Source organism: Collimonas silvisoli, assembly GCF_018305005.1.
Taxonomy (GTDB): domain Bacteria; phylum Pseudomonadota; class Gammaproteobacteria; order Burkholderiales; family Burkholderiaceae_D; genus Collimonas; species Collimonas silvisoli.
The window spans coordinates 1-540 of record NZ_JAGQEG010000239.1; the positions used below are offsets into that span (position 1 = coordinate 1).

At 60.2% G+C, this 540-nt stretch carries 1 protein-coding gene; it reads left to right on the top strand.

Going from position 1 to position 540, the window contains the following annotated elements; genetic code table 11:
* The coding region (locus KHU33_RS26220; RefSeq protein ID WP_211468500.1) for a hemagglutinin repeat-containing protein at positions 1–540 on the top strand (540 nt) is incomplete at both ends.

Consider the following 540-nt stretch of genomic DNA (forward strand, 5'->3'; position numbering starts at 1 on the left):
TCATCGGCTTAAACGATGTGTCGCTGACGGCCACCGACGGCAAGGTGGCGATTGTCTCGGTGCAAGATACCAGCCAGACGAACTCGACCCATGAGCAGAAGAAATCCGGCTTCACGGCAAGTTTCTCTGCCGGGGTCGCCAGTATCGGCTATGGCAAAGCCAGCGCCAACAGCCAGAACAGCGAAGAGACGGTGACCCAGCAGGGTTCCAGCATTGCCTCAATCAACGGCAACACGCGGATTCAGGCCGGGCAGCAATTGAGCGTAGTGGCCTCAGACATCAGCGCAGGTAACAATCTGACGCTGATCGGCAAAAGCGTCGATCTGAGCGCCGCACAAAACACCAGCGTGGAACACGGCGCACAACAATCGAGTTCCAGCGGCCTATCGGTGGGCGTGACGCTGAACCCGTTGGCGGCCTTCAAGAGCGCCTATCAGCAAAGCGCCAGCGGCAATCCCAGCACCAGCTTCATGGGCCGGGCCAGCAAGTATGGCGATGCCATCGGCGACGGTACGTTGGCGGCGAGTACGCCAGTGGTGG